Here is a 20335-nt window from a genome sequence, read left to right as displayed (position 1 = left end):
ACAGCTTCAGACAGTTACCCGCCTAAACCTGCATATTCATAATTTCGCTGTACGCCGACACCAGTTTGTTCCTGACCTGAATCCCCATCTGCATTGAGATTGATGATTTCTGCAGATCGACCATCACATCATTCAATGCGATGCCGGGTTTCCCCATTTCAAAATCCTGCGCCTGGGTGCGTGCGGTAGTCTGCGTCTCGCTGATCTTATCCAGCGCCGCTTTCATGGTCGCGCCGAAATCGATCTGATTGGGTGCTTCACTGCTGCGATTACTGGCCTGCAGTGAGGTCGCCTGTAGCTGCTGCAGTACGCCGTCAATTGCCTGAATGGACATGAACGATACCTTTTAAAGAGGGTGACATTTTTGATGTGAGCAAAAGTTAGCACGTTGTCAATGAGACAAAGCCGCTAAATAACATCAAAAACCCTACCTTATCCAGCCATCGAATTTTGCTTATCACCTAATAATGCCTGGCATTGAAGTGGAAATTTTATCTACGCAGGTCAGGGAGTCTGTTTTGCCATCTCAACTTACCCGGTCAATTACGTCAGGCAGGAAACGGTCATGAATGCGAGTACAGCCGCCACAACAGAACAAGAAAAGAAAGGCTTCGGTGACCTGTTAGCTCGCCTGCGCGCAAATCCGCGTATTCCTTTAGTCATCGCCGCGGCTGCTGTCATAGCAATCGTGATCGCGATGGTGCTCTGGGCGAAACAGCCATCTTATAGCGTCCTTTATAATAACCTCACTGATGAGGATGGCGGTGCCATCGTCACGCAGCTGACGCAGATGAACATTCCCTATCGCTTCGCCGAAAACGGCGGCGCATTAATGGTGCCTGAAGCGAATGTGCATGAGCTGCGTCTGCGTCTGGCTCAGCAGGGTCTGCCGAAAGGCGGCTCGGTAGGCTTCGAGCTGCTGGATAAAGAGAAGTTCGGTATCAGCCAGTTCAGCGAGCAGGTTAACTACCAGCGCGCGCTGGAAGGCGAACTGGCACGCACCATCGAATCGCTGGGCCCGGTCAAAAGTGCCCGTGTTCATCTGGCGATGCCTAAACCAACCTTATTTGTGCGTGAGCAGAAAGCGCCCTCCGCCTCTGTCACCTTAACGCTGCAACCTGGCCGTGCGCTGGACGAAGGTCAGATTCAGGCCATTGCCCACATGGTCTCAAGCAGCGTCGCCGGTTTACCGCCGGGCAACGTGACGGTGGTCGATCAGACCGGACGCCTGCTGACTCGTTCTGATTCTGCTGGTCGCGATCTGAATGACGCGCAGCTGAAATACTCCTCTGAAGTTGAAGCGCGTTACCAGCAACGTATTGAAGCAATCCTGAATCCGATTCTTGGCCAGGGCAATGTGCATGCGCAGGTTACCGCGCAGATTAACTTCGACACCGCCGAGCAGACTGACGAGAAATATCAGCCTAACGCTAATCCGTCGAACTCAGCGATTCGTTCGCGTCAGACCAGCACCAGCGATCAATCAGGCAGCCCTTATCCGGGCGGCGTGCCGGGCGCACTTTCTAACCAGCCGGCGCCAGCCAACACCGCGCAGGTTACACCTAACAACGCAGCCAATGGTCAGGCCGCGAATGGTCAGAACAACGCGGCGAATAACGCCAGCCAGACCACCAGCACTGCACCGGCCAGCTCAGGCCCGACGAATTCACGTCGTGATGACACGGTTAACTACGAGCTGGATCGCTCCATTCGTCATACCAAAGTCAACGTCGGCGACGTACAGCGCCTGTCGGTTGCGGTGGTGGTGAACTTCCGTGCAGATGATAAAGGCAAAGCCGTTGCGCTGAATGAACAACAACTGAAGCAGATTGAAGACCTGACACGCGAAGCGATGGGCTACTCCCAGAGCCGTGGGGACAGCATTAACGTGGTGAACTCGCAGTTTAACACCACTGAACCTGTGACCACTGATTTGCCATTCTGGCAACAGCAGTCCTTCTTTGATCAGCTGATGGATGCCGGTAAGTGGCTGCTGGTTGCTCTGGTCGCCTTCGTCCTCTACCGCAAGATGGTTCGTCCGCATCTGGTTCGCAAGCAGGCCGCAGAGAAAGCCGCTGCTGAAGCCGTTGCCGCCCGTGCCGCTACTGATCAGCCGCAGGAAGAAGCCTTTAATGTGCAGCTCAGCAAAGATGAGCTGGATCAGGAACGTAAGTCAAACAACCGCATGAGCGCAGAAGTGATGAGTCAACGCATCCGCGACATGTCAGAAAACGATCCGCGCGTCGTCGCGCTGGTAATTCGCGAATGGATGAGTAAAGAGCTATGAGTCTGACCGGAACCGAAAAAAGCGCCATCCTCATGATGACCATTGGTGAAGAGCGTGCTGCGGAAGTTTTCAAACACCTGAATCAGCGCGAGGTGCAGCATCTTAGTGGTGCGATGGCCAATATGCGTCAGGTGTCGCACAAACAGCTGACAGAGGTGCTGCGTGAGTTCGAAGCAGATGCTGAGCAGTTCGCGGCACTGAGCCTTAACTCTAACGAATACCTGCGTTCAGTGCTGACACGTGCACTGGGCGAAGAGCGTGCCTCCAGCCTGCTGGAGGACATTCTCGAAACGCGCGAAACCACCAGCGGTATGGAAACGCTCAACTTTATGGAACCGCAGGCCGCCGCCGACCTTATTCGCGACGAGCATCCACAGATTATCGCGACCATCCTGGTGCACCTCAAGCGTGCCCAGGCAGCGGATATCGTGGCGCTGTTCGACGAACGTCTGCGTCACGATGTGATGCTGCGTATCGCGACATTCGGTGGTGTGCAGCCAGCCGCGCTGGCCGAACTGACCGAAGTACTGAACGGCCTGCTGGATGGCACCAACCTCAAGCGCGCGAAGATGGGCGGCGTGAGAACGGCAGCCGAGATCATCAACCTGATGAAAACGCAGCAGGAAGAGGCCGTTATCGAAGCGGTACGCGACTTCGATGGCGAACTCGCACAGAAAATTATCGACGAGATGTTCCTGTTCGAAAACCTGGTGGCCGTGGACGACCGCAGCATCCAGCGTCTGTTGCAGGAAGTGGAGTCCGAGCAGCTGCTGGTTGCACTGAAAGGTGCCGAACAGCCACTGCGCGAGAAATTCCTCAAAAACATGTCAGCCCGTGCGGCCGATATCCTGCGCGACGATCTGGCCAACCGTGGTCCGGTTCGGATGTCGGCAGTGGAAAACGAACAGAAAGCAATCCTGCTGGTGGTTCGCCGCCTGGCCGAATCTGGCGAGATGGTGATTGGTGGTGGCGAGGAAACGTATGTCTGATGCATTTTCTGCCCGCCCCTGGCAGCTGTGGCAGCCCAATGATTTAGGCCGTTTTGATGAGCCTGAACCGGAGCTGCAGCCAGAAATCTACGACGCTGAAGATGGCGATGGCGTTGATGAGCAGCAACAGCAGCTTGAACGTCTGCAGCAGCAGATGCGGAAAGAGGCACAGAGTCAGGGTTACAACGAAGGTTATCAGCAGGGTGTGACCGAAGGACAGAAAGCGGGCTATGACGCCGGTTTTCAGCAGGGTCTGGCCGATGCCCAGCAGCAGCAGGCGCCACTTCAGGCGCGGATGCAGCAACTGGTAACGGAGTTCCAGAACACGCTGGAATCCCTGGACAGCGTCATCGCTGCCCGTCTGATGCAGCTGGCGCTGGAAGCGGCTCGCTCGGTGATTGGTCAGGCGACCACGGTAGATGGCACCGCCCTGCTGCGCCAGATTCAGGGTTTACTGCAGCAGGAACCGATGTTCAGCGGCAAACCGCAGCTGCGTGTTCACCCGGATGATTTACAACGTATTGAGCAGACCCTGGGTCCGACGCTGGATCTGCATGGCTGGCGTCTGATCGCTGACAGCACCCTGCATCCTGGCGGCTGCAAACTCAGCGCAGAAGATGGCGACCTGGATGCCAGCGTCGCGACGCGCTGGCAGGAACTTTGCCGTCTTGCTGCACCTGGAGAAATTTAATGACCACCCGTCTGAATCGCTGGCTTGGCTCGCTCGACGCCTTTGAGAAACGGATCGCCCAGGTGCAGCCGGTGCGCCGTTATGGCCGCCTGACCCGCGCCACCGGCCTGGTGCTCGAAGCGACCGGCTTACAGCTGCCACTGGGTGCGACCTGTGTGATCGAACGCAACGATGGCAAAACCATCAGTGAAATCGAAAGCGAAGTGGTGGGATTCAACGGGCAGAAACTGCTGATGATGCCACTGGAAGAAGTGGACGGCATTTTACCGGGTGCGCGTGTCTATGCGCGCCAGAACGGTGAGAACCCGCAGGCAGGCAAACAGATGATGCTGGGCCCGGAACTGCTCGGCCGCGTACTTGATGGCAGCGGTCGACCGCTGGATGGCCTGCCGTCGCCGGATACCGGCTATCGCGCACCGCTGAACACCCCGCCGTTTAACCCGCTGCAGCGTACGCCGATTACCGACGTGCTGGATACCGGCGTGCGGGCGATTAACGCCCTGCTGACGGTCGGTCGCGGGCAGCGTATGGGCCTGTTCGCCGGTTCGGGCGTGGGTAAAAGCGTCCTGCTCGGCATGATGGCGCGCTATACCAAAGCCGACGTGATCGTGGTCGGTCTGATTGGCGAACGTGGCCGTGAAGTAAAAGATTTTATCGAGAACATTCTCGGTGCTGAAGGCCGTGCGCGTTCAGTGGTTATTGCCGCGCCGGCCGACGTGTCACCGCTGCTGCGTATGCAGGGTGCCGCTTACGCCACCCGCATCGCGGAAGATTTTCGCGACCGTGGCAAGCATGTGTTGCTGATTATGGATTCCCTGACCCGCTACGCCATGGCGCAGCGTGAGATCGCCCTGGCAATCGGTGAACCGCCCGCAACCAAAGGCTATCCGCCTTCCGTGTTCGCCAAACTGCCTGCGCTGGTTGAGCGTGCCGGTAACGGCATCGACGGCGGCGGCTCGATCACTGCCTTTTATACCGTACTGACCGAAGGCGACGATCAGCAGGACCCGATTGCGGACTCCGCGCGCGCCATTCTCGACGGCCACATCGTGCTGTCACGCCGGCTGGGCGAAGCGGGTCACTATCCGGCCATCGATATCGAAGCCTCGATCAGCCGTGCGATGACGCATCTGATCGATGAGAACCACTATGCACAGGTGCGCCAGTTTAAGCAGTTGCTTTCCAGCTTCCAGCGAAACCGCGATCTGGTCAGCGTCGGCGCCTATGCCGCCGGCAGCGATCCGATGCTGGATAAAGCGATCACGCTCTATCCGCAGATGGAAGCTTTCCTGCAACAGGGCATCTTTGAGCGCAGCGATTATGACGACGCCAGCCTGCATCTGCATGCGCTGTTTGGCTAGTCACACGAATTAACACGAGGTAACGGCAATGAAAACTGCAAATGCCATCGATACGCTGCGCGACCTCGCGGAGCAGGATCTCGAACGTGCCGCCATCTACTTAGGCGATATGCGTCGAGGCCAGCACGCCGCTAACGAGCAGCTGACGATGCTGCTCGACTATCAGGATGAGTATCGCAACAAGCTCAACGACGATATGTCATCCGGTATCGCCAGCACCCGCTGGACCAACTATCACCAGTTTATTCAGACGCTGGAAAAAGCGATTGAGCAGCACCGCAACCAGCTCAATAACTGGAATCAGCGGCTGGAACAGGCGCTGATCAACTGGCGCGACAAACAGCAGCGGCTGAACGCTTATCAGACGCTGATAACGCGTGCAGCAGAAAATGCATTACGACAGGAAAACCGTCTCGATCAGAAACGGATGGACGAATTTGCCCAACGGGCCGCATCGAGGAGAGGCGAATGATTACGCTGCCACATATTGCCACGAAAGCGTCGGTTAAAACCGACGCGGAACCATCAGTTTCAACCGATCTTGCAGCGGGTGAAGACGCGCTGCCTAAGGACTTTCTGACTGCGCTGGGAAACCAGCTGCTCGGCCTGGCGAAACAGCATGGGAAAGTGGCGCAATCCGCTGACGCTAAAGCAGAAAAGACTGATGACGCCCGCCCGAAGGCCCCCCTGAATGCACTGATGGCGGCGCTGGATAATCCTGCTGCGCTGACCGCCCTGTTTAAACCGGAAAATATTAAAGCTGGGTCAAAATCAGCCGATGATAAAGACAAGCCGGACGTGGCACCCTTAAGCGCCACTGACATGCAAAATGTGCAGGCGTTGTTCGCCATGTTACCCGGTGCGGTGACACCGACAGCGACACCGTCGACCCCGGTCAGCAGTGAGGCGGGCGAGCTGATTGCCCAGACCGACACCGGCCGGAAAAGTCAGACGTCGCTGACTCAACTGCTGAGCAGCGCACAGCCGGGCCACGAAGCAGGTGACGATGAGAAGGCTGAAGTCAGAAGCGACGCACAGAGCAAACCTGCCGTCACGACTGCCGCCAGCCAGAGCAACACCGCTGCGCAGAGTGCAACAGGCAATGGCCTGACGCTTGATAGCAGTTTCCAGCAGGCACTGAGCAATATGGTTAAGCAGGATGATCAAGCGATCAAAGCCAGCACCAGCGATAGCACGATCAACGCAATGCCCGTTGCCACCGCCAGCAACCTGCCCGCCGCGGTGACCGCCTCCGCGACCATCAGCACCCCGTCGACGCCAACGCTGAATTCACAGCTGGGCAGCGACGAATGGCAACAGGCGCTGAGTCAGCAGATTGTGATGTTCACGCGTAACGGCCAGCAGAACGCGGAGTTGCGTTTACATCCGGCAGACCTTGGCGCTATCCAGATCAGCCTGAAACTGGATAACGACCAGGCACAAATTAATCTGGTTTCCGGCCATAGCCACGTCAGAGCGGCACTGGAAGCCGCAATACCGCAGTTGCGCAGTGCGCTGGCAGAAAGCGGTATTAACCTGGGCGAGAGTCAGGTGAGCAGTGACAGTTCCGCGCAGGGCCAGCAATTCCAGCAACAACAGGAGGCGCGCCGCGATGGACAGCACGGCCGCTTCTCCCTCACCCAGGACAGTGACACCGACATTACGCCGATTGCCGTTCCCGCCGCCCTTCAGGCTCGTGTTAGCGGCAACAGCGCCGTCGATACTTTCGCCTGACAGCGGCAAACGCTGAAGGTAAGCGTAAAACCCGCGTCTTATCTACCCATTGGTTTGACTTAAGACGCGGATAATCTGTCCCGTGAGCCGAGAGGCTTGCCCATAATTCACAGGAAGTAACTGCAACCATGTCTGATAACGCGAAAGCAAAAGGCCGCAAACGTAAACTCTTAATACCAGTGTTGCTCATTGTAACGCTGGCCGCTTGCAGCGCGGCAGGGTATGCAGTCTGGCGAATGATGAATAAACATGAGGGCGATAAGCCTGAGGTGGCGAAAGTTGAACCGCCTCCCGCTCCGGTCTTTTTTGCACTTGATACATTTACGGTTAACCTGGTCAATCCCGACAACGATCCCGACCGCGTGCTTTACGTAGGCTTTACCCTGCGTCTGGCCGATGAGGATACCCGGCGTCGGTTGAATGACTATCTGCCTGAGGTGCGCAGCCGTTTGCTGCTGCTGCTCTCGCGTCAAAGCGCTGCGACGCTGGCGACAGAGCAAGGAAAGCAGGCGCTTGTTGAACAAATCAAACAGGCGCTGACACCCCCGCTGGTAAAAGGTCAACCTCCGCAGGCTGTAAGCGACGTGCTGTTTACTGCCTTCATTTTGAGGTGAATCAATGGGCGATAGCATTCTTTCCCAGGCTGAAATTGACGCCCTTTTAAACGGCGACAGTGGCAGCGCGGAAGAAGAAAAGAAACAAAACGGACCGGAAGGCGATATTCGTCCTTACGATCCGAATACCCAGCGCCGCGTGGTGCGCGAGCGTTTGCAGGCGCTGGAGATTATTAACGAGCGTTTTGCCCGTAGTTTCCGTATGGCGCTGTTTAACCTGCTGCGCCGTAGCCCGGATATCAGCGTCGGGGCGATCAAGATTCAGCCGTATCATGAGTTTGCCCGCAATCTGCCGGTGCCAACCAACCTGAACCTGATCCACCTGAAACCGTTGCGTGGTACAGCGCTGGTGGTGTTCTCACCAAGCCTGGTGTTTATCGCTGTCGACAACCTGTTTGGTGGCGACGGACGTTTTCCGACGAAAGTTGAAGGCCGTGAGTTTACCCATACCGAGCAGCGCGTTATTCGCCGCATGCTGAAGCTGGCGCTGGATGGTTACAGCGACGCATGGAAAGCCATTTATCCACTGGACGTTGAGTATGTACGTTCAGAGATGCAGGTAAAGTTCACCAACATCACCACTTCACCGAACGATATCGTGGTTAACACACCGTTCCAGGTGGAGATTGGTAACCTGGTGGGTGAGTTTAATATCTGCATCCCGTTTTCAATGATTGAACCGCTGCGCGAGCTGCTGGTGAACCCACCGCTCGAAAACTCTCGTCAGGAAGATAACCACTGGCGCGACAACCTGGTCAAACAGGTGCAGCACTCTGAGCTGGAATTGATTGCGCACTTTGCCGAAACCTCACTGCGTCTGTCACGGATTTTGCAGCTGAAACCCGGTGACGTGCTGCCGATTGAGAAGCCGGAACGCATTATCGCCCATGTCGATAGCGTCCCGGTCTTAACCAGCCAATATGGCACGATGAATGGTCAGTACGCGCTCCGTGTCGAACACCTGATTAACCCGATTTTGAATTCGCTGAACGAGGAACAGCCCCATGACTGACAGTAATAAACCGTCTGACGATATCTCTGCGGACGATCTGTGGGCTGAAGCGATGAATGAGCAGGTCGGCAGCAGCAGTGCGCCGCAGACCGACGACGTCTTCAAATCATTCGACAGCGGCAACGTCGCTGGATCGCTGCAGGATATCGATCTGATTATGGATATCCCGGTGAAACTCACCGTGGAACTGGGTCGCACCAAAATGACCATTAAAGAGCTGCTGCGTTTAACGCAGGGTTCGGTGGTCTCGCTGGATGGCCTGGCAGGTGAACCGCTTGATATTCTGATCAACGGCTACCTGATCGCTCAGGGTGAAGTTGTCGTGGTGAACGACAAATATGGCGTGCGCATCACTGACATCATCACCCCATCTGAACGTATGCGTCGTCTGAGTCGCTAAGAGTCACATTATGAATAGCCAGAATCAAACGCTGCAACCGGCTGCACCGCACGCTCAGGCGATCTCAACCGGCTCTATGCTGGCTCAGGTCAGCAGCGTATTAGCCGTAATTATCTTATTGATTCTGGCCTGCGCCTGGCTGGCACGCCGTGTCGGCTTCGCGCCGAAAAAGGTCAGCAGCCAGGAGCTTAAACTCACCGCCAGCGTATCGGTGGGCCAGCGTGAGCGGGTGGTGATTATCGATACCGCCGATGCCCGTCTGGTGCTGGGCGTCACCGCACAGCAGGTTACCCATCTGCACACGCTGCCGCCGGGTGAACCGGTCACTGTGACGCCGGTGAACAGTGCGCCACAGGATTTTCGTCAGCTGTTACAGAACCTGGTTAAACGTCCCGGAAAACCACAATGATGCGTCGACTGCTTCCTTTACTGCCACTGCTGTTACTGGCACCGGTTGCCCATGCCCAGCTGCCGGGCCTGGTGAGCCACTCACTGCAGAACGGCGGTCAGAGCTGGTCCCTGCCGGTTCAGACGCTGGTTTTTATCACTGCACTGACCTTTATTCCGGCCGTGCTGCTGATGATGACCAGTTTCACCCGCATCATCATCGTGTTTGGCTTACTGCGTAACGCCCTTGGCACGCCCTCGGCGCCGCCTAACCAGGTGCTGCTTGGACTGTCGCTGTTTCTAACCTTCTTTATTATGGCGCCGACGTTCGACAAAATTTATCAGGACGCTTATCTGCCATTCAGTCAGGACAAGATCAGCATGGATGTGGCGATCGATAAAGGCGCCCAGCCACTGCGCGAATTTATGCTGCGTCAGACCCGCGAAGCCGATTTAGCGCTGTTTGCCCGTCTGGCGAATACCGCCCCAATTGCCGGCCCTGAAGCGGTGCCGATGCGCATTCTGTTGCCCGCCTATGTCACCAGCGAGTTGAAGACGGCGTTCCAGATTGGCTTTACCGTGTTTATCCCGTTCCTGATCATCGATCTTGTGGTTGCCAGTGTGCTGATGGCGCTGGGAATGATGATGGTCCCGCCAGCGTCTATCGCGCTGCCGTTTAAACTGATGCTGTTTGTTCTGGTCGATGGCTGGCAACTGCTGGTCGGTTCACTGGCGCAAAGCTTCTACTCCTGATCCCCCTTTTCTTACCGGAGCAACATATGACACCTGAATCAGTAATGGTAATGGGACAGGAAGCGATGCGCGTCGCCCTGATGCTGGCCGCCCCGCTGCTGCTGGCAGCCCTGGTCAGTGGCCTGCTGATCAGCCTGATCCAGGCGGCGACGCAGGTCAACGAACAGACCTTATCCTTTATTCCTAAGATTCTGGCCGTTGCCACCACCGGTATCATTGCCGGTCCGTGGATGCTGAATCTGCTGCTGGATTATATCCGCACCGTCTTTACTAACCTGCCATACATCATCGGCTGATGATTACTCTCGATAGCAGCCAGCTGGTTCATTGGGTCAGCCAGTTCTTCTGGCCTCTGGTGCGCATCATGGCATTATTCGCCACTGCTCCCATCCTCAATGAACGATCTATCAGCAAGCGTGTCAAAATCGGTCTGGCGGTGATGATCACCTGGCTGGTCATGCCGCTGTTACCGGCTGTTAATGTGACGCTGTTTTCACCTCCCGGCTTTCTGCTGCTGATTCAGCAGATGCTGATAGGTATTGCCCTCGGCTTCACCATGCAGTTCGCGTTTGCGGCTGTGCGCCTTGCCGGTGAAGTGATTGGTTTGCAGATGGGCATCTCGTTCGCCACCTTTTTCGATCCCGGCAGCCGCCTGAACATGCCAGTGCTGGCCCGTTTTCTCGACATGCTGGCGATGCTGCTGTTCCTGACCTTTAACGGGCATCTGTGGCTGATTTCGCTGCTGGTGGACAGTTTTCATACGCTGCCGATTGGCGGTGAGCCGGTAAATGCCAACGCGTTCATGGCACTGGTGAAGTCGGGCGGATTAATTTTCCTTAACGGCATGATGTTAGCGCTGCCCTTAATCGTTTTGTTACTCATGGTAAATCTGGTACTGGGTTTGTTAAATCGTGTTTCACCACAGTTATCAATCTTCGCAATTGGCTTCCCTATTACCTTATCAGTTGGAATTTTAACCATCAGCTTGCTGATGCCCCTGCTAGCCCCGTTCTGTGAACGTTTATTCGGTGAAATTTTTGATTTACTCGCCCTGTTCCTGACAGAACTATCCCGTCCCTGAACATTAAGTTTCTAACTACCTTTGCAAAATGACACTTAAGTATCACAAAACCATCCATGCATCTTCAGAACCATGTTTTCCAGAATGCAACTAAGGAAATTCTGATAAACGTGCGCAGAGTCTGAAAATAATTCTTATTAAACCGGGCTTCGCGTATTTTAGTTGGGTGGTTCACAGAAGCGGTCAGACTGTGAATGTGCAGGCTAAATCGGCAAATCACTGTATTTACAAGAAAAAATTCTTTAAGTGATTTTTCTTGTTAAAAAAGTGTTTTTCCGGCATTGTCAACGCACGTTGAGACTTCACACTTTCGTAAAACAAATGTTTTTGAGAATTGTCCTATCAGAAAACGCTTTGTTTTCTAGGATAGTGATACAGCTCTCAAAAATGCGTTTTACTGCTTCCGACACTTCACTGGCACTCCCCCGCCATGGTCGGAGAGTGTGTGACGTCATGGCGGCACAAAATTTTTGCAGAACGGGTCAGGGATGAAGACTTTTACGGGCGGTTGCCTGTTGCCAAACTGCACGAGCAGAATAAAAAGTATCTAAGAAATCTCTCTCGTACCGCAACGCGTATTCATCGTTGATTTAAACGGATAACAAATTGGTGAGGGTCGCTATTATGCCAACTATTATTATGGATTCCTGCAACTACACACGCCTGGGATTATCAGACTATATGTCTTTAAAAGGAGTTAAGAAGAAAAATATCTCTTCTGTCTCCGATATTGAGCAACTACAGCAGAAATGTGAGCAATTAAATCCTGGTGTCGTCTTTATTAATGAAGATTGTTTCATTCATGAGTCAGATTCCAGTGAACGTATTCGCAGTATTATTACGCAGCATCCGGACACACTGTTCTTTATATTCATGGCGATTAGCAATATCCATTTTGAGGAATATCTCTACGTTCGTAAGAACCTGATTATTACATCAAAATCGATGAAGACATCGACCCTGGACTCCTTACTCGGCACCTATTTGCAGAAGAAGCTTAACCAGTCTGCACGCATCTCTTCTGGCATGGATGTTCATCCATTAACGTTGAGCCAGACTGAGTCAAACATGCTGAAGATGTGGATGTCAGGTCATGATACCATTCAGATCTCAGATAAAATGCAAATTAAGGCCAAAACGGTATCGTCACACAAAGGTAATATTAAACGCAAAATCAAAACCCATAATAAGCAGGTTATTTATCATGTGGTGCGTTTGACCGATAATGTGACCTCGGGTATTTACGTTAATATTCGCTGATCGTAAATCCTGAAGAACCGGCCGGTATGGCCGGTTTTTTTTTGCACTAAATTGCGATCCATGTCTCATTCTTACTGCTAACCTTTTTCGCTCTTTTGCCGATGTTATGCCTTATAACAACAGCCTCAAGAGAGCAAGGATATGAACACTGCATTAGATAATGATGGACAGAAAAGCGCTGGCATCTGGCAGAATCTCCGCCTGGTGCCGCTGTTTAGCCTGATCTTCGGCGGCATTTTGCTGCTGTTCGCACTCTGCATTGGTGTCGCCAGTTACTTTCTGATTTTAAGCAACCACTCACTTGATGATGCCACGGACGAAATTCAGGTTCGTATGGGCCTTTCTAACAGTTCAAACCACCTGCGTACTGCGCGACTGACCATTATTCAGGCGGGTGCCGCCGCGCGTATCGGTGAAATGGACGATTTTCGTGCCAATATCGCCGCCGCTGAAAAACGTATTCAACAGGCAAAGCAGGGGTTCGCGGTCTATATGGCGCGTGTAGTGAAGACGCCAGCAGACGTTGAACTGGACGCCACACTGCAGACCCGCTTCAACAATTACATCAATAAAGGCCTGATACCGATGATCGATTCCGGTAAACAGGGCAGTTTTGAGGGCATTATCGCTCAGGAGACGGACGTTACCCGCAAGCTGGATGACGAGTACAACGCGGTATTACTCAAAGCGATCAAGATTCGTACTGACCGCGCCAATGCCATTACCGCTGAAGCGGATCAGCAATCGCGCATCGGCTTTATCTCAATGGCTGTGGCGTTCAGTGCCGCACTGGTGCTGGTGCTGCTGACCTTTGTGTTCCTGCGCCGCGTGGTCATTAGCCCCCTGCGTCAGTCTGTGCTGCGTATCGAGCGTATTGCGCAGGGCGATCTGACCTCCGCCCCCCTGCCCTTTGGTCGCAGTGAGATTGGTACACTGATCCACAATCTGCAGCTGATGCAGCAGTCGCTGGTGACCACCGTGGGTACGGTGCGTGAAGGCGCAGTGGCCATTTATCAGGGTTCCAGCGAAATATCAGCCGGTAACACCGATCTCTCATCCCGTACCGAGCAGCAGGCAGCGGCACTGGAGCAGACCGCAGCCAGCATGGAACAACTTACCGCCACAGTGAAACAGAACGCCGAGAATGCGCATCACGCCAGTCAGCTCGCCGCAGATGCCTCAGGCAAAGCGCGCAGCGGAGGCGATCTGGTCAATAATGTCGTGAAAACCATGACCAATATTTCCGGCAGCTCGAAGAAAATCGCTGAGATCACCAATGTCATTAATAGCATTGCGTTCCAGACCAATATTCTGGCGCTGAACGCGGCGGTTGAAGCGGCACGGGCCGGTGAACAGGGACGTGGTTTTGCGGTGGTAGCGAGCGAAGTGCGAAATCTGGCCCAGCGCAGTGCGCAGGCTGCTAAAGAGATAGAATCTTTAATAGCGGAGTCGGTTACGCTGATCAATGACGGTTCGCATCAGGTCGGCGCGGCCGGGAACACGATGGGTGAAATTGTAGAAGCAGTCCGTCGCGTCACCGACATTATGTCAGAGATTGCCGCAGCGTCGGATGAACAGAGCCGTGGCATTCAGCAGGTGAGCCAGGCGGTTACCGAGATGGATAACGTTACCCAGCAGAACGCCTCTCTGGTGGAAGAAGCTTCAGCCGCAGCAGCCTCGCTTGAAGATCAGGCCGGTAAATTAACACAGGCGGTAGCCGCATTCCGCCTGCACGACTCCCCCGCTACCGCAGGTGTGGCTCCACGCGCCGCTGCACCACTCAAAACACCGGCACTGGCAGCACGTCCTGCGCTCGCCACCGGTACTGATAACTGGGAAACCTTCTAAACTCTTCGCCAGTCATCCCGGGCGGGCGACGACTGCCGGGGGATTAACAACAGCAAAAAGCCGCGTTTCCGTATACCGGAACGCGGCTTTTTTATTGCGCGTCAGGTTCAGGCATCCTGGCAAGGCTCTACAAAAATGCCATCCGGCTGGTTTGTTTCATTAAAAAACCAGATACCCAATGGGTAATCTTCCAGCGCCACTAAAAACATAGTGCCTTCATTGAATGGCTCCATAGCCAGAATGTTGCCTGTGCGACGTGGGCCGCCATCGGTTTTAACGCTGACGCGGTCATTTACCTTCATTTCGGTTCTCCAGATAATATCCTGAATACAGTCTAAACGAAGAACCGTGCCAATGCAGCGCGTTACCGGCGGGCAATAACCCAGACGGCGTGAATGATGCCCGGGATATAACCACAGATCGTCAGCAGGATGTTCAGCCAGAATGCGCCGCCAAAACCAACCTGCATAAACACGCCCAGTGGTGGCAACAATATCGCGATAATAATTCGTAAAATGTCCATGACCATTCCTTTAGGTATTGATAAAAATCAGCTTTATTATCAACTATAGCTGAATATGCTCTGTCAGGACATAAAGTCAGGTAAATCTGAGTAAGGATAAAGTTTTGCAGTATCTTAACGTTTTACCGCAAGATTTCTTACGCGCCTCGCCTATACACTTCCCTGACTGCACCACCCCAATAGGTACAGCCAACATGCAAGTAACAAGGATTTTGCCCGCGCAGCGCGGGCTTTTTTTTGCCTGAAATTTGCCCACGCCCGCCTTTCTGCATCAGGTTCTATACTCAATATTCTGTTTGCTCTCAGGAGTCAGAAAATGAAAGACGAAATGCAGCACAGCGAGGGTCAGCCGTCAGATTTACAGGTTGATATCGAGGGTTTACTAACGGCTATTCAGGCCAGAACGTCTGGAGAGATTCGGGAGTATATGGATCAGGACCAGCAGCCACGGCTGGAAGTTGAAGGCCGGGTTTTTCACTCCTACACCGAACTGGCAGAGGCGTTTGAGATCGACATTTCGAATTATCGCGCCTGAGAATTTGATGGCTGAAATCGATTTCAAAAAAATACCCGGCGGGAAGGCCGGGTAAAAAACTCATTCGTTACACCAGGGAATTCTTAACACCTCTGCAGATTACCCTATCCCTGGATTGAAACAAGCATCAGATATGCACATTTTTGCAACATGTCAGACAGATATGGAAAAATGTTACCGGAAACACCGCGCCAGCTGGTCATTGCGCCCCGCACACTTCATGCATCCCTCGGATTATTGCGACCTGGTTTTAAGAATTATCCTGGATTTCGGGCCAATGACGCAGGAAAAAAAGTGTGAGCCATATTCAACTATAATATTGAAAAATCGCCGCTTTAGCCGCGAACGTGATGAAAGGAGCCTGTTAATGCCCGATCTCCACCAGCCGTTAATGGTTATTACCGATCTGGATGGTTCACTACTGGACCATCATACCTATCGCTGGGATGCGGCCACCGAGTGGCTCAACACGCTGAAACACCATGCGGTTCCGCTGGTGATCTGTTCCAGCAAAACAGCGGCCGAAATTATTCCGCTGCAAAAAAGGCTCGGCATCAGCGGTTCGCCGTTTATTGCTGAGAATGGCGCAGTGATACAGACACAGGATCAACAGCGGATTCGCCTGCCTGATAACACGCTGACTTATGACAACCTCTGTCTGCGCCTGGCTGCTTTAAAAAAAGATTTTCGCTTTACCGGTTTTCATGACTTCTCTGATCCGCAAGTTGCCTCAATGACTGGATTAAGCGAAGCGGAATCAGCGCTGTCCCGTCAGCGCGACGCTTCTGAAGTCATTGTCTGGCGCGACAGTGACGAAGCCTTTGACCGTTTTCATGACGCACTTCGCGCTGAAGGTCTTGCGCTGACCCAGGGCGGACGTTTCTGGCATGTGCTGCCCGCCGGGAGCGGCAAAGGCGAAGCGCTGCGCTGGCTGCTGGATCACTTCCCCGGAGAGACACGCACCACAATCGGTCTGGGCGACGGGCCTAATGATGCGCCGATGCTGGATGCGGTTGATTTTGCCGTGGTGATTAAAGGCTACAGTAAAACGCCGGTGACACTCAGCCGGACCGACCCTGCTCAGGTTTATCACACGGCTCATCATGGCCCTGAAGGCTGGCGTGAAGGGCTGGATTATTTTCTGACTCAATCTCAATAAGCTGCCCACGGGCATTAAAAGGATGATGCGATGAGTGACTTTTACCAGAATGGCGTAATCACTAACTTCCACAACCTTACCCACCGCAGTGTGGAGTCGCTGGAAAAAGAGATGGTACGCTTTGCCCGCAAACGCAAAATGGGGCTGATCCTGCCATCGCTATTTTCCGAACTTGAAGGCCCGGCGCTGACAAAAATCGTTGATGAACTGGCTAAAGTGCCTTATCTGGATGAAATCGTGATTGGTCTGGACCGCGCTGACCGCGACCAGTTCCTGTTTGCCCGGGAATTCTTCTCCCGTCTGCCGCAACGGCATCGCATTCTGTGGAACGATGGCCCACGCCTCAAGGCGATCGATGCGGAGCTGGATAAAGAGGGTCTGTCACCCACCAATCCGGGTAAAGGCCGCAATGTCTGGTTTTGTACCGGTTATACCCTGGCGTCGGACCGCACCAGCTGTGTGGCATTGCATGACTGCGATATTGTCACCTATGAGCGCGGCATGCTGGCCCGTCTGCTTTACCCGCTGGCAAACCCGGCATTTCAGTATGAATTCTGTAAAGGGTTCTATGCGCGGGTTGCGGATGGCAAGCTTAATGGCCGCGTAGGCCGTCTTCTGGTCGGGCCGCTGCTGCGCTCGCTGCAAAAAGTCTATGGCCATTCCGAATATCTGGATTATCTGTCGAGCTTCCGCTATCCGCTCTCCGGCGAGTTCGCTATGCGAACCCATGTGCTGAACGGCATTAAAATCCCCGGCGACTGGGGGCTTGAGATTGGTGTGCTGTCAGAGATTTACCGCAACTACACCACCCGTCAGTCGTGCCAGGTGGAAATCGCCGATAATTACGATCACAAGCATCAGCCACTGGCGGAAGATGATGGCACCGGCGGCCTGAAGCGTATGAGCAGCGATATCGTCCAGTCACTGCTGCGTAAGCTCGCCACCATGGGTGTGCCGTTGACCAGCGACTCGTTTCGTGTGCTGAAAGCAACCTATTACCGTAATGCGCTGGATATGATGGAGACCTATAACCACGAGGCGGCGATGAACGGGCTGAAGTTTGATCAGCATGTGGAAGAGGCAGCAGTAGAGATGTTTACCCAGTCCATTCTGGAAGCGGGCCAGGCTTTTATTGAGCGACCTAACGATAAGCCGTTTATACCGAGCTGGAGCCGTGTCCAGTCTGCTTTTCCGGACGTGCTGCAGCGTATCTATCAGGCCGTTGAAGAGGATAACGACGGGAATGTCTGAAACAGGACGGCACAGGGACGTGCCGGGCCATCAATAAACTTTAAGCGGGCCTGGCGGGTCACTGGACCCACAGGCCTGTATGCTATTAGCTCGCCAGTTGCTCAGGATTCAGGGCGCTCAGCTCATCACTACGAAAGGCTTCACTGCGCACAGCATAACCGTCGTACCAGCGGCATTCCACCATGCCACTCGCGAAGCCGGTCACCACCATCGTCTGTCCCTGTTCCTTGTGCTGCACTTCTTCACTGATTGCGAAAACCATATTGCGCTCCTTTGATTACCTGTGTGTTATTAACCTGAGTGACTATTTTCTTTATAGCAGGCGAAGAAGGTTCCTGCCTGTTAAGGCACGCAAAAAAAGGGCAAATTCGGAATTAATCAGCTGGATATGCGGAAAATAAAAAAAGCGGATAAAAACTTATCCGCTTTGATGAAGTCTTGACGCTGACGTCAGATTTTACAGCCTTCGCAATCGGCTTCGTCGCCGAGATCATCCGGCACTTCGCTGGCTTTTTTCTCCGCTTTCGCTTCAGCCTGCTCAAGTTGTGCGTCGATATCAAATTCAAACATGTCGTCGTTCATCGTCATTCTCCTGACCGTAAATCACAGTGCGCTTTATACCGATTTTCCGCGCACTCTGGCAATAAGGTTAACCACTAACAGCACGATCGACCCAATGATAAAACCAAGCACCAGGTTTGCGCCATTACTCAGGAGCATGGCGATCCAGCCGTTAAAGCCGCTGCTGACTTGCCCGATGAGGTGATGCAGCGGTTCAATGCCATGCACCACGATGCCACCACCCACAAGGAACATCGCGATGGTGCCGACCACTGAAAGAAGCTTCATCAACCAGGGCGCTGCAGCCAGCAGCACGCTGCCGATGCCCTGCGCAAGCCGCGAGGTTTTTTCACGCAGCCAGAAGCCAAGGTCATCAATTTTCACGATGGCGGCCACGATGCCGTACACGCCAATGGTGACCAGAATCGCGATGCCCGCCAGAATAATCACCTGGTTAAGCAGCGGTGCGTCCGACACAATCCCTAAGGTAATCGCGACAATTTCAGCAGAGAGAATGAAATCCGTGCGCACCGCCCCTTTGATCTTCTTCTTCTCGAACTCTGCCGCATTCTCTTTAGCCAGTGAGTCAAGTCGCTGCTTGCGCGCTTCCGGTGATTTGCTCTGCTTATCCTGTTGTAGCGTGTGCATGACCTTTTCAACGCCTTCGTAACAGAGATAGGCCCCGCCAATCATCAGCAGCGGCGTGATAAGCCAGGGCGCAAACGCAGAGATGACCAACGCCATGGGCACCAGGATCAGTTTGTTGAGGAACGAGCCCTTGGCAACGCCCCAGACCACAGGCAGCTCACGATTGGCTTTTACGCCGGTGACCTGCTGTGCATTCAGCGACAGATCGTCGCCCAGTACGCCAGCGGTTTTTTTTGCCGCCACTTTCCCCATGACGGAAATATCGTCCAGAAGTGTTGCAATATCATCAAGTAAAGTCAGTAAACTGGTGCCTGCCAAAATTCTTATCCTTAGTCTGGTTCGTTATGTTGACAACATGGGCAGCGCTCAATTTCCGTAACGGTCATCTCTGCGATGCCCTCACAATCCCACTCCACCCGTACCGTCTCACCTGCTTTGCCTTCAGCATGCAAATATTTGCTGACCGGGCTTTCGGTCATGCCGGTAATCTCCTCCGTGGCAATAAGCCTGTCACCGCAGTAGACCCGCGCAGTCGCTTTGGTGTTAACCATCCGCTCGTCACGAATCTGATAGAGGCGTTTTACCGTCAGTTTTATGCTGCTCATTTAGGCTCCTGGCCACGGAGAAAGCGCAGATCTAACCAATTATGTTCCTGATTAGCAATCAGCGTTGTAATGATGAATACCCTGATGGTCGACCTCGGCACTCTCCGACATCGCCATCAGCCACTCCTCCAGCCGCTCCAGCAGATCCTGATCCGTCAGGCGCAGTTTGCCCCGTAGCGCACACTCCCAGATGATCAGTACTTTCCAGCCGCCCTCCTGCAGCTGGCGCACATAGCGCCGATCACGTTCAACATTGCTGTTGATTTTGCCGGTCCAGAACTCTGTTCGCGTCGCCGGCATCTTAAACAGATAGCAGTGATGGCGATGCCAGAAACAGCCATGAACAAAGATGATTGCCTGCTGTTCTGTCAGAACGAAATCAGGCCGACCCGGCAGGTTTTTATCCTGCACGCGAAAGCTGAATCCCCGGTCTTTCAGCAACAGTGCAATACGTTGCTCAATGGCCGTATCCTGAGCGCGAATAGCACGCATATTTTTGCTGCGCGTTTCGCTGGAGTGAACATCAGCCATAACCTCTCCTTTTTTGCTGGTTCTGTAACTTTAGTCTGCGCCACGAAAAGCGAAAGCTGTCGCCGGATGAGTTCGGAGAGTATGCCGCAAAAACAGAACTTTCCG

At 53.8% G+C, this 20335-nt stretch carries 26 protein-coding genes; 18 read left to right on the top strand and 8 right to left on the bottom strand.

The annotated features are described in order from the left end of the window. Positions 1-22: 22 nt before the first annotated feature. Entirely contained in the window at positions 23-334 is a 312-nt protein-coding gene (fliE, locus tag EE896_RS07730; RefSeq protein WP_003854485.1) for a flagellar hook-basal body complex protein FliE, read from the bottom strand. A gap of 231 nt (positions 335-565) precedes the next feature. Between fliE and fliF the strand changes: the two genes are divergently transcribed. The 15 genes from fliF to EE896_RS07655 all read left to right on the top strand — a co-directional run bounded on the left by fliF (position 566) and on the right by EE896_RS07655 (position 14417). Next, on the top strand, positions 566-2287 hold the full coding sequence (gene fliF, locus EE896_RS07725; RefSeq protein ID WP_003854484.1) for a flagellar basal-body MS-ring/collar protein FliF: 1722 nt from the start codon (positions 566-568) through the stop codon (positions 2285-2287). Further along, positions 2284-3276, top strand: coding sequence for a flagellar motor switch protein FliG (gene fliG / locus EE896_RS07720; protein WP_003854483.1), 993 nt, complete (start codon positions 2284-2286; stop codon positions 3274-3276). Before fliF ends, fliG begins: the two co-directional genes overlap by 4 nt. Beyond that, positions 3269-3967 carry a flagellar assembly protein FliH gene (gene fliH / locus EE896_RS07715; protein WP_003854482.1) on the top strand — a complete coding sequence of 233 codons (699 nt, stop codon included), beginning with the start codon at positions 3269-3271 and terminating at the stop codon, positions 3965-3967. The genes fliG and fliH overlap by 8 nt, the downstream gene beginning before the upstream one ends. Then, on the top strand, positions 3967-5328 hold the full coding sequence (fliI, locus tag EE896_RS07710; RefSeq protein WP_003854480.1) for a flagellar protein export ATPase FliI: 1362 nt from the start codon (positions 3967-3969) through the stop codon (positions 5326-5328). Before fliH ends, fliI begins: the two co-directional genes overlap by 1 nt. Before the next feature lie 28 nt (positions 5329-5356). Beyond that, positions 5357-5800 carry a flagellar export protein FliJ gene (fliJ, locus tag EE896_RS07705; RefSeq protein ID WP_003854478.1) on the top strand — a complete coding sequence of 148 codons (444 nt, stop codon included), beginning with the start codon at positions 5357-5359 and terminating at the stop codon, positions 5798-5800. After that, entirely contained in the window at positions 5797-7062 is a 1266-nt protein-coding gene (locus EE896_RS07700; RefSeq protein WP_140915491.1) for a flagellar hook-length control protein FliK, read from the top strand. The genes fliJ and EE896_RS07700 overlap by 4 nt, the downstream gene beginning before the upstream one ends. Before the next feature lie 128 nt (positions 7063-7190). Continuing rightward, positions 7191-7676 carry a flagellar basal body-associated protein FliL gene (fliL, locus tag EE896_RS07695; protein ID WP_003854474.1) on the top strand — a complete coding sequence of 162 codons (486 nt, stop codon included), beginning with the start codon at positions 7191-7193 and terminating at the stop codon, positions 7674-7676. 4 nt (positions 7677-7680) lie between these two features. Beyond that, positions 7681-8688: a flagellar motor switch protein FliM gene (fliM, locus tag EE896_RS07690; protein ID WP_003854473.1), complete on the top strand. Its 1008-nt coding sequence runs from the start codon at positions 7681-7683 to the stop codon at positions 8686-8688. Further along, complete coding sequence (fliN, locus tag EE896_RS07685) at positions 8681-9088, top strand: flagellar motor switch protein FliN (protein WP_003854471.1); 408 nt, start codon at positions 8681-8683, stop codon at positions 9086-9088. The genes fliM and fliN overlap by 8 nt, the downstream gene beginning before the upstream one ends. Positions 9089-9098: 10 nt before the next feature. Next, complete coding sequence (fliO, locus tag EE896_RS07680) at positions 9099-9497, top strand: flagellar biosynthetic protein FliO (protein ID WP_140915492.1); 399 nt, start codon at positions 9099-9101, stop codon at positions 9495-9497. Continuing rightward, a complete protein-coding gene (gene fliP, locus EE896_RS07675) occupies positions 9497-10228 on the top strand; it encodes a flagellar type III secretion system pore protein FliP (RefSeq protein ID WP_140915496.1) in 732 nt (243 codons plus the stop codon). Before fliO ends, fliP begins: the two co-directional genes overlap by 1 nt. Positions 10229-10254: 26 nt before the next feature. Next, the gene (gene fliQ / locus EE896_RS07670; protein WP_003854466.1) at positions 10255-10524 is read left to right on the top strand and encodes a flagellar biosynthesis protein FliQ; all 270 of its coding nucleotides are present in this window, start codon (positions 10255-10257) and stop codon (positions 10522-10524) included. Continuing rightward, entirely contained in the window at positions 10524-11309 is a 786-nt protein-coding gene (fliR, locus tag EE896_RS07665) for a flagellar biosynthetic protein FliR (protein WP_003854464.1), read from the top strand. Before fliQ ends, fliR begins: the two co-directional genes overlap by 1 nt. A gap of 624 nt (positions 11310-11933) precedes the next feature. Beyond that, positions 11934-12569 carry a transcriptional regulator RcsA gene (gene rcsA / locus EE896_RS07660; protein WP_008926881.1) on the top strand — a complete coding sequence of 212 codons (636 nt, stop codon included), beginning with the start codon at positions 11934-11936 and terminating at the stop codon, positions 12567-12569. 141 nt (positions 12570-12710) lie between these two features. After that, positions 12711-14417: a methyl-accepting chemotaxis protein gene (locus EE896_RS07655; RefSeq protein WP_003854460.1), complete on the top strand. Its 1707-nt coding sequence runs from the start codon at positions 12711-12713 to the stop codon at positions 14415-14417. A gap of 107 nt (positions 14418-14524) precedes the next feature. On the opposite strand, the gene dsrB is transcribed toward EE896_RS07655, so the two are convergent. Both dsrB and EE896_RS07645 read right to left on the bottom strand, forming a co-directional pair. Beyond that, positions 14525-14719, bottom strand: a complete 195-nt coding sequence (gene dsrB, locus EE896_RS07650; protein ID WP_003854458.1) for a protein DsrB — start codon at positions 14717-14719, stop codon at positions 14525-14527. A 62-nt stretch (positions 14720-14781) separates the two neighbouring features. Beyond that, positions 14782-14940: a YqaE/Pmp3 family membrane protein gene (locus EE896_RS07645; RefSeq protein WP_003854456.1), complete on the bottom strand. Its 159-nt coding sequence runs from the start codon at positions 14938-14940 to the stop codon at positions 14782-14784. Between the two features lie 316 nt (positions 14941-15256). Here EE896_RS07645 and EE896_RS07640 point away from each other — a divergent pair, with 316 nt between their 5' ends. The 3 genes from EE896_RS07640 to EE896_RS07630 all read left to right on the top strand — a co-directional run bounded on the left by EE896_RS07640 (position 15257) and on the right by EE896_RS07630 (position 17885). Continuing rightward, on the top strand, positions 15257-15475 hold the full coding sequence (locus EE896_RS07640) for a DUF2525 domain-containing protein (RefSeq protein WP_003854453.1): 219 nt from the start codon (positions 15257-15259) through the stop codon (positions 15473-15475). 367 nt (positions 15476-15842) lie between these two features. Then, positions 15843-16634, top strand: coding sequence for a mannosyl-3-phosphoglycerate phosphatase-related protein (locus EE896_RS07635; protein WP_140915493.1), 792 nt, complete (start codon positions 15843-15845; stop codon positions 16632-16634). 30 nt (positions 16635-16664) lie between these two features. Continuing rightward, entirely contained in the window at positions 16665-17885 is a 1221-nt protein-coding gene (locus tag EE896_RS07630) for a glycosyltransferase family protein (protein WP_003854447.1), read from the top strand. Between the two features lie 85 nt (positions 17886-17970). On the opposite strand, the gene EE896_RS07625 is transcribed toward EE896_RS07630, so the two are convergent. The 5 genes from EE896_RS07625 to EE896_RS07610 form a co-directional block, all read right to left on the bottom strand. Beyond that, positions 17971-18147 carry a YodC family protein gene (locus EE896_RS07625; RefSeq protein ID WP_003854445.1) on the bottom strand — a complete coding sequence of 59 codons (177 nt, stop codon included), beginning with the start codon at positions 18145-18147 and terminating at the stop codon, positions 17971-17973. Positions 18148-18335: 188 nt separating this feature from the next. Then, positions 18336-18467: a hypothetical protein gene (locus EE896_RS22770; RefSeq protein ID WP_003854444.1), complete on the bottom strand. Its 132-nt coding sequence runs from the start codon at positions 18465-18467 to the stop codon at positions 18336-18338. Positions 18468-18500: 33 nt separating this feature from the next. Further along, entirely contained in the window at positions 18501-19412 is a 912-nt protein-coding gene (locus EE896_RS07620; RefSeq protein WP_140915494.1) for a DUF808 family protein, read from the bottom strand. Positions 19413-19423: 11 nt separating this feature from the next. Beyond that, positions 19424-19699, bottom strand: coding sequence for a hypothetical protein (locus EE896_RS07615; RefSeq protein ID WP_003854439.1), 276 nt, complete (start codon positions 19697-19699; stop codon positions 19424-19426). A 51-nt stretch (positions 19700-19750) separates the two neighbouring features. Beyond that, positions 19751-20230: a very short patch repair endonuclease gene (locus tag EE896_RS07610; protein ID WP_003854438.1), complete on the bottom strand. Its 480-nt coding sequence runs from the start codon at positions 20228-20230 to the stop codon at positions 19751-19753. Positions 20231-20335 lie beyond the last annotated feature (105 nt).

This window comes from Pantoea eucalypti (assembly GCF_009646115.1).
Classification (GTDB): domain Bacteria; phylum Pseudomonadota; class Gammaproteobacteria; order Enterobacterales; family Enterobacteriaceae; genus Pantoea; species Pantoea eucalypti.
Note: the sequence above shows the minus strand (reverse complement) of the source record. Positions and strands in the feature narration are given on the sequence as shown.

Coding starts and splice junctions, on each gene's coding strand:
- EE896_RS07640 (WP_003854453.1), top strand. CDS start 15,257: ATGAAAGACGAAATGCAGCACAGCGAGGGTCAGCCGTCAGATTTACAG.
- fliG (WP_003854483.1), top strand. CDS start 2,284: ATGAGTCTGACCGGAACCGAAAAAAGCGCCATCCTCATGATGACCATT.
- dsrB (WP_003854458.1), bottom strand. CDS start 14,719: ATGAAGGTAAATGACCGCGTCAGCGTTAAAACCGATGGCGGCCCACGT.
- rcsA (WP_008926881.1), top strand. CDS start 11,934: ATGCCAACTATTATTATGGATTCCTGCAACTACACACGCCTGGGATTA.
- fliL (WP_003854474.1), top strand. CDS start 7,191: ATGTCTGATAACGCGAAAGCAAAAGGCCGCAAACGTAAACTCTTAATA.
- EE896_RS07615 (WP_003854439.1), bottom strand. CDS start 19,699: ATGAGCAGCATAAAACTGACGGTAAAACGCCTCTATCAGATTCGTGAC.
- fliF (WP_003854484.1), top strand. CDS start 566: ATGAATGCGAGTACAGCCGCCACAACAGAACAAGAAAAGAAAGGCTTC.
- EE896_RS07610 (WP_003854438.1), bottom strand. CDS start 20,230: ATGGCTGATGTTCACTCCAGCGAAACGCGCAGCAAAAATATGCGTGCT.
- fliM (WP_003854473.1), top strand. CDS start 7,681: ATGGGCGATAGCATTCTTTCCCAGGCTGAAATTGACGCCCTTTTAAAC.
- fliO (WP_140915492.1), top strand. CDS start 9,099: ATGAATAGCCAGAATCAAACGCTGCAACCGGCTGCACCGCACGCTCAG.
- fliN (WP_003854471.1), top strand. CDS start 8,681: ATGACTGACAGTAATAAACCGTCTGACGATATCTCTGCGGACGATCTG.
- EE896_RS07655 (WP_003854460.1), top strand. CDS start 12,711: ATGAACACTGCATTAGATAATGATGGACAGAAAAGCGCTGGCATCTGG.
- fliJ (WP_003854478.1), top strand. CDS start 5,357: ATGAAAACTGCAAATGCCATCGATACGCTGCGCGACCTCGCGGAGCAG.
- fliP (WP_140915496.1), top strand. CDS start 9,497: ATGCGTCGACTGCTTCCTTTACTGCCACTGCTGTTACTGGCACCGGTT.
- EE896_RS07625 (WP_003854445.1), bottom strand. CDS start 18,147: ATGGTTTTCGCAATCAGTGAAGAAGTGCAGCACAAGGAACAGGGACAG.
- fliE (WP_003854485.1), bottom strand. CDS start 334: ATGTCCATTCAGGCAATTGACGGCGTACTGCAGCAGCTACAGGCGACC.
- fliR (WP_003854464.1), top strand. CDS start 10,524: ATGATTACTCTCGATAGCAGCCAGCTGGTTCATTGGGTCAGCCAGTTC.
- fliQ (WP_003854466.1), top strand. CDS start 10,255: ATGACACCTGAATCAGTAATGGTAATGGGACAGGAAGCGATGCGCGTC.
- EE896_RS07700 (WP_140915491.1), top strand. CDS start 5,797: ATGATTACGCTGCCACATATTGCCACGAAAGCGTCGGTTAAAACCGAC.
- fliI (WP_003854480.1), top strand. CDS start 3,967: ATGACCACCCGTCTGAATCGCTGGCTTGGCTCGCTCGACGCCTTTGAG.
- EE896_RS07630 (WP_003854447.1), top strand. CDS start 16,665: ATGAGTGACTTTTACCAGAATGGCGTAATCACTAACTTCCACAACCTT.
- EE896_RS07635 (WP_140915493.1), top strand. CDS start 15,843: ATGCCCGATCTCCACCAGCCGTTAATGGTTATTACCGATCTGGATGGT.
- EE896_RS07645 (WP_003854456.1), bottom strand. CDS start 14,940: ATGGACATTTTACGAATTATTATCGCGATATTGTTGCCACCACTGGGC.
- EE896_RS22770 (WP_003854444.1), bottom strand. CDS start 18,467: ATGAACGACGACATGTTTGAATTTGATATCGACGCACAACTTGAGCAG.
- fliH (WP_003854482.1), top strand. CDS start 3,269: ATGTCTGATGCATTTTCTGCCCGCCCCTGGCAGCTGTGGCAGCCCAAT.